The 6,267-nt window shown below is 40.0% G+C and carries 8 protein-coding genes and 1 pseudogene; 2 read left to right on the plus strand and 7 right to left on the minus strand.

The annotated features are described in order from the left end of the window. Window positions 1-810, plus strand: an 810-nt coding sequence (locus ACJMLO_RS04565) for an NADH-dependent flavin oxidoreductase (RefSeq protein ID WP_405294358.1), incomplete at its 5' end; no start/stop codon positions are given. 92 nt (window positions 811-902) lie between these two features. On the opposite strand, the gene ACJMLO_RS04570 is transcribed toward ACJMLO_RS04565, so the two are convergent. The 5 genes from ACJMLO_RS04570 to ACJMLO_RS04590 form a co-directional block, all read right to left on the minus strand. Next, complete coding sequence (locus ACJMLO_RS04570) at window positions 903-1,340, minus strand: hypothetical protein (RefSeq protein ID WP_405294360.1); 438 nt, start codon at window positions 1,338-1,340, stop codon at window positions 903-905. Window positions 1,341-1,371: 31 nt separating this feature from the next. After that, window positions 1,372-2,763, minus strand: a complete 1,392-nt coding sequence (locus ACJMLO_RS04575; protein ID WP_405294362.1) for an MATE family efflux transporter — start codon at window positions 2,761-2,763, stop codon at window positions 1,372-1,374. Between the two features lies 1 nt (window position 2,764). After that, complete coding sequence (locus tag ACJMLO_RS04580; RefSeq protein WP_405294364.1) at window positions 2,765-3,229, minus strand: MarR family winged helix-turn-helix transcriptional regulator; 465 nt, start codon at window positions 3,227-3,229, stop codon at window positions 2,765-2,767. 6 nt (window positions 3,230-3,235) lie between these two features. After that, a complete protein-coding gene (locus ACJMLO_RS04585) occupies window positions 3,236-3,685 on the minus strand; it encodes a flavodoxin (RefSeq protein ID WP_405294366.1) in 450 nt (149 codons plus the stop codon). Between the two features lie 112 nt (window positions 3,686-3,797). Next, on the minus strand, window positions 3,798-4,376 hold the full coding sequence (locus ACJMLO_RS04590) for a flavin reductase family protein (protein ID WP_405294368.1): 579 nt from the start codon (window positions 4,374-4,376) through the stop codon (window positions 3,798-3,800). A gap of 32 nt (window positions 4,377-4,408) precedes the next feature. On the opposite strand from ACJMLO_RS04590, the gene ACJMLO_RS04595 reads away from it, so the two are divergent. Beyond that, complete coding sequence (locus tag ACJMLO_RS04595; protein ID WP_405294370.1) at window positions 4,409-5,281, plus strand: hypothetical protein; 873 nt, start codon at window positions 4,409-4,411, stop codon at window positions 5,279-5,281. Here ACJMLO_RS04595 and ACJMLO_RS04600 read toward each other — a convergent pair. Together ACJMLO_RS04600 and ACJMLO_RS04605 are read right to left on the minus strand one after the other, a co-directional pair. Continuing rightward, the gene (locus ACJMLO_RS04600; protein ID WP_405294372.1) at window positions 5,273-5,941 is read right to left on the minus strand and encodes a 2,5-diamino-6-(ribosylamino)-4(3H)-pyrimidinone 5'-phosphate reductase; all 669 of its coding nucleotides are present in this window, start codon (window positions 5,939-5,941) and stop codon (window positions 5,273-5,275) included. The two genes, ACJMLO_RS04595 and ACJMLO_RS04600, sit on opposite strands and share 9 nt — an antisense overlap. Window positions 5,942-5,949: 8 nt before the next feature. Further along, window positions 5,950-6,267: pseudogene (locus tag ACJMLO_RS04605) on the minus strand (multidrug transporter); the annotation flags it as partial.

The following is a 6,267-nucleotide window of genomic DNA, read 5'->3' on the forward strand; positions in this document are numbered from 1 at the left end:
ACTATCCACTACACTCATTTTGCCCGTGAGGCACGTGACCTGGCAGACCTTGTTCATGTCTATGACGTTCCGATTTTTGCCCAGCTTGGATTTGTCCAATTCAACAAGAAAACGCAACAGAATATTGGAGTTGAAAAAATATCCATCGAAGATATCCGAAAAATCCAAACAGACATGATAATTGCCGCCCAAAAGTTCGACTATGCAGGTTTTGACGGAATCCAACTGGGGCTTGGAAACTACTATTTCCTGTCAAGATTCATCAATCCCACATTCAACACACGTGAAGACGACTATGGTGGAAACACATTCAATCGCCTTAGAATCGTTCTTGAGATTATAAGAGTCATCAAGGAAAATACAGGTCTTCACATCAACTGCAGGCTGAATGCCTTTGACGGTTCGGTTAACGGAATGACCCTGGCCGAGACAATTGAGGTATCCAAACTGCTTGAAAAATACGGTGCGGATTCACTGCAGATTACCCGTCCACGCTCACCTCAGTTTTTCACAAGGGAAAACACCGACAGAAATCCCCTTATTGATGCCACATCTGAAATACTTAAAAACATTGACATTCCTGTTATTTTGGGTGGAGGTGCCACAGGCAAAAAGCAGATCAATGATATCCTGAATTCTACAGATATCGAATTCATCTCAATGCAAAGGCCTTTTGTACATGACCCTAGCTTTCTTGTTGACTGGCAGTTTGAGACAAACGGCACAAGCATGTGCAAAACATGCAACAACTGCTACTGGAAAAAGACCAGTACCTGTCACATTAAAAGACAACCAAAGTTAAACATATAATTTTTTTAACACAATCGATTTAATCGAAGCAACTATTGATTAAATATGAGGTACATTATAGATTGGTAATCAGAATTGCTGGCATATATATGCTAACCCTCATATTTCCTAAACTTTTTTAAAAAATTTTGCAGTTCATCATCAATCTGATACAGGCTGACCACAGGCCTTGCATTAACAAGGCTGGTGAGGCAAATCAGCAGTGGGATGGCTTCACCTACATTGACATCATCAAACTCCAAAGTCTGATAGGTGATTTTGAACTTTTCATTAACGTTCTGGTCTATGACCACTCCTGTGGGAAGAAAATTGATTTCCTCCCTGTCGATTAACTCTTCAAGTTCCCGTGTTCCTTCAAGAATGTCATCGAATTCCACCTTTTCCTTTTCAAGTATCGCATCAAGAAAGTCAAAATGAATGTCATAGTCGTATTTTGAAAATTGCTTAAAATAGGAATCTACCATCAGGTAATTAATATAGAGCTCATGGTTCAAAATTGAGTATTTCCTGTTGTTGAGTATGAATTCCATGATAATATATAGTTAAAAAAAGTATAAAAAACTAGTTGCTTGAACTAGTTTTCTTTGAGTATTGATGATCGAATGACCTTATAAAGAGTTTTGCCCATATGTATCCTATTGTTCCACCAACGAAACAACCGAATACCACTCCTGCATAAATTCCAGTTACTCCCCATCCGAATATAAAGCAGTATATATATGCAAATACGGATTCAAGAATCAGTGATCTCAGAAGAGTAATCAGCAGGGAATATATTCCCTTTCCGACTCCCTGAAAGAGCATCGCTGACATCATACCGTGGGGAACTGCCAGAACAAATAGTGTCAGGACGGATATGGCCTGGGCAATCTGGGTTGACATTTCCGCACTTGCTGAGGTGTATGAAAACAGCGCTGCGATTTGTGAGGAGAATACAAACATTACGATACCCAATGCAATTGATATTATGAATGCCAATTTGATTGAATATGAATGGGCAGTCTTCAGGTTGTCTGGATTACGGGCTCCATAGGCCACCCCTGAAACGGTAAGAACCGCTGTTCCAAGACCTATCAGAGGAATCATTGCCAGCTGTACAATTCTCATTGATGCGGTATATACGGCAACTGCTGTTGTTCCGTCTGTTGCAACAAGCATTGAGTTTATGATAATCGCCAGGGCTGAAAATACGATTGTCTCCAGTGTTGAAGGGATTGCAACCTGAAGTGTGTCTACCATCATTCTTCCCTGATAATGGAAGTTTGAAAATGACAAATCAAGATAAGTGTCCTTTTTACCCCAAATCCAATAGCTCATGACTGCACATGAAAGAATTGCGGAAAATACTGTTGCCCATGCCGCACCTGCAATTCCCAAATTCAATACATAGATGAATATAGGATCCAGGATAATGTTCATTATAGCGGTAACTGCAATCGCTATTGTTGCCCTTCTCATGTCCCCTTCTGATCTGAATATTGCTGAGGCAACACCCGAATAAACAAATACAATCAAAAATCCGAATATTACATAACTGTAGTCCATTGCATACTGTATTGTATCTCCAGCGCCCATAAACTGAAGGATAGGTACCATAAATACTTCAATTAAAATCGTAAATATCACGGAAACGATGATTGAAAGCACTATACCATGCAGACCGGCATTGTTTGCCTGTGAATGGTTTTCCGCACCGATATATCTAGCAATCAGAGAGTTTGCACCTGCACCTATACCGTTTCCAAGTCCTACAAGCACCATAAACAACGGTGTGATAAATCCTACAGCCGCCAAAGCGTCTGCACCAAGTCCAGCTACCCATATGCTGTCTGCAAGATTATAAAGCATGATCAAAAACATGGAAATCATCATAGGAATAGATAACTTCACTATTGCCTTTTTGGGATCTCCGGTAATCATTTCAATATTTTTACTTTTCTTATTTTCTGCCATTCTATTCTCCCTTTTGATTAATCTCTATTGAATTTATAGCCATTTCCTTTAAAATGTTTTTAAACACTTCCCTGTCAATGATGTCAATATCATACACTTCATTTTCCCAGGCCTCAAGCAGTTCGACTGATTCGCTCAATGCCTTTTCGCCTTCAGAGGTAAGAGAAACGATGTTCTGTCTTCTGTTTTCTGTATCGATTTGTCTTTTAACCAGACCTTTCTCTTCCAGTTTTTTTATTGACCTTGCAACGGCCCCCTTGTCAAAGTTGCATCTTGATGCTATCTTTTCCTGATTGATGTTCTTGTTGTTTGCTATTTCAAACAGGAAGTGGAGCTGTGAAACGTTGATGTTAGTGTCCTCAAGCCTGTGGTTCAAATAGAGAATCTGGTTTTTTGAAATTATATGAATAAACTTGGCAATGGAAATGGATGAAGCGTCAATTTCCCTTAAGTCTTCATTAGTCATAAGAATCTATTCAATGAATGAAGTGAGGTCAAACTCATCCTTTTTCACTTCTTTTGTTTTAAGAGCCAATGTCTTTAGAGGTTTGATTGAATATTTCTCCATCTGTTCGATTGTGGATTCAAATCCGCTGCTTCCGGCAGTGACAAAGAACTTGACGTTGGCGAATTTTCCTTCATTCTGTTTTAGATATGAAATTACTGGAGTAGCTGCCTTTCCCGCCCAAACGGGAGTGCCTATATAGACCACGTCATAGTCTGACGGGTCAAAATTCAAAGCTTCAAGGTCTATAATTTTCTCTTGTATGGCATGCTTTCCGCCTCGTGCATACCCGATTTTTCCCTGATAGTTAACTTTCGGTTTGATTTCTTCAACATCTGCATTTACTTTGCTTGATATACTTTCTGCAAGTTTTTTTGTAATGTTTGTTCTTGAATAATAAGCTACTAAAAATTTCATACATTAATATTAATATGTAATGATATATAAACTGTTGCATTGACAACTATTGACATTGCAACAGTCAAAATTAAAAGATGGTCCCTGTATAGGAGACCATTTGAGTTTAAGATTATCTTTTGAACTTCAAACCTGCCTTGAACGCATCGGCTATCCTGTCGCCAACCGAAAAATAGGAATGTGTAATGTCATCATAGGCGATTGGATTTACCTTTTCAAATATTATCTTTCCCTTTTCGTCCACTACACTTTCATCGGCCTGCACATTGACTATTTCACCTGTAATCTGAGTGTGTGATCCCACCTCAGAAATATGCATTACCCTGCATTCCAGTGACACCCTGAACTCATTGATGATTGGTGCGTTTACCTTCTCGGCCCTTTGATGTGTGAAATTGATTTTGGCAAGCTTGTCCTCGTTGTATCCGGATTCGATTCCCAGATAGTCCACTTCGCTTACCTGATCAATGCCTGCAAAAGCAAGACAGAATTCTTTTCTCTCAAGAATGCTTTTGAGTGTCTTTCTTTTAAGTGTTGAGTTGATTGCAATCATAACAGCCGGAGGATGATGCGAACACATCGTTGCAAAGGCCAGAGTACATGCATCGGCCCTTCCGTTTTCGTCATAGGCACTTGCCACAACTGCCGGCGCCGGATACATCATGGCATGGTTTTTGACATTGACTTTCATGATTATATATTATAAAGTCACATAATATAAATATGGACAGATTAAAAATAGCTGAAAGAATTTCAACAATTACAAATCCTCCGATTATTTGCATTCCATTATTTACATTGATATGCGTAATCCTATCATTTACATCTTCGGGATTTGATATAGGCAAATTTATCGTTCTGGAAGTCATATCACTTATTTTCGCTTCCATTCTGCCAATGGCAATAATTCTCTTTTGGGCAAAGAAGCTTGGAACCGACAAGGACATATCCAACCGCTCAGACAGGTACATGCCGCTTATTGTAGGAATAATTTCATATTTCATAGGCTTTTCAATCTGTCTGATATTAGGACTGGACAACTTTTTGACATGCCTTCTTCTGTGCTATTCAATCAATACAGGTGTGGTTCTTCTATTTACAACCAAATGGAAAATCAGTGTTCATACCACCGGACTTTCAGGTCCTATTGGTGCTTTGATTTTGCTTGCAGGTCCTTTCGGTGCTATTTTTGGAGTCATCTATCCCGTTTTGATATGGTCAAGGGTGCTTTTAGAAAAGCATACCCTTTCACAGGCAATCTGCGGAGGAATTCAGGGATTCTTTTTGACAGTCCTTGAGATGTATCTTTTCATGAACATATTGAACCTACCCGTTTCAGGCCTTGTAAGCTTAGGCGATTCCATAATTTTCATACTGGCGATTATCGCAACACCAATCCTTTTAGGCATATTAAGCTATATCAAAACAAGAAATCCTCGAAACATATTCATCATAGGTGAAATCATTCTTCTTTTGGCGTTCTTTATCCTTACACCTGCCAACGTATTCCTTATATTTGTTCTCATAAGCCTTACATCAGTGCTGGTGAGCCTTTTTTCAGGTGACGGTTTTATATGGCACGACATATTATTTTAATACTTCATATGTCAAAATCAAATCCTTTCCAAGGGAGTAGCAGTCCTTAAGCTCAAGTTTAACAGCATCATCCATGAGGTCAAACCCTTCACCGTCAAAGAAGGTCTTTGCATTTGAGCCTCCGACAACCATCGGTGCGACACATATTCTTATCTCATCAATCAGGCCTGCCCTGATCATGGAAAAGTTAAGTGTGGCTCCCCCTTCAAGCATAAGAGTCTCTATTCCTTCCTCATGAAGATAGCTCATGAGAGCTGGAAGGTCAACCCTCTCATCACCGCTCCAGAAGAACTTCACTCCTCGATTTTTGAATGTTTCATACCTCTCGCTTTTGAAAAATTCATGCTTGTATTCGTTTGCTCCCGCTATTATTGTCTTTGCATCGGCGTTTGTGATTCTTGCATCAATAGGTGTTCTGCATCTGCTGTCAACCACCACACGAACCGGATTGTCTTCTGGCTTTGCATCTATCTTGTGGACGGTAAGTCTCGGATCGTCTGCAAGGACCGTTCCTATGCCCACCATGATTGCATCGCATTCCTTTCTGATTTCATGGACCCTTTCAAGGTCCTCCTTACCGGAAATGTTTGAGCTTCCCGTTTTTGTGGCAATCTTTCCGTCCAGCGTCATTGCAGCATTCAGTATTACATAGGGTCTCATCGTTTCACCTAAATGTGGTAGAACATCTCCTTGATGTTTAAAAAGTTCACCAGTGTCTTGCTTTCAAGCATTCCAGGCATCACAAGGGCAACGATTATACCGATTACCCCAAACACTATACCTATGGCCCAGATTATCTTGACCGCATCCTTTTCTGCAATAGGACGTCTCAAAACCAGTCTGATTAATGACTTGAAACCTGTTTCAGGCCTTACAAGCTTTCCCTCATCATTTAGCTGTGTAGGCTTTTGCTGCTGGCGGTTCATGACTCCTGCAGAGTAGAACTTGAGGGCAGCATCAATGATGTTCGGCATCATTATGATAAA

Origin of the sequence: Methanobrevibacter sp., assembly GCF_045120835.1 — an archaeon.
Lineage (GTDB): Archaea > Methanobacteriota > Methanobacteria > Methanobacteriales > Methanobacteriaceae > Methanocatella.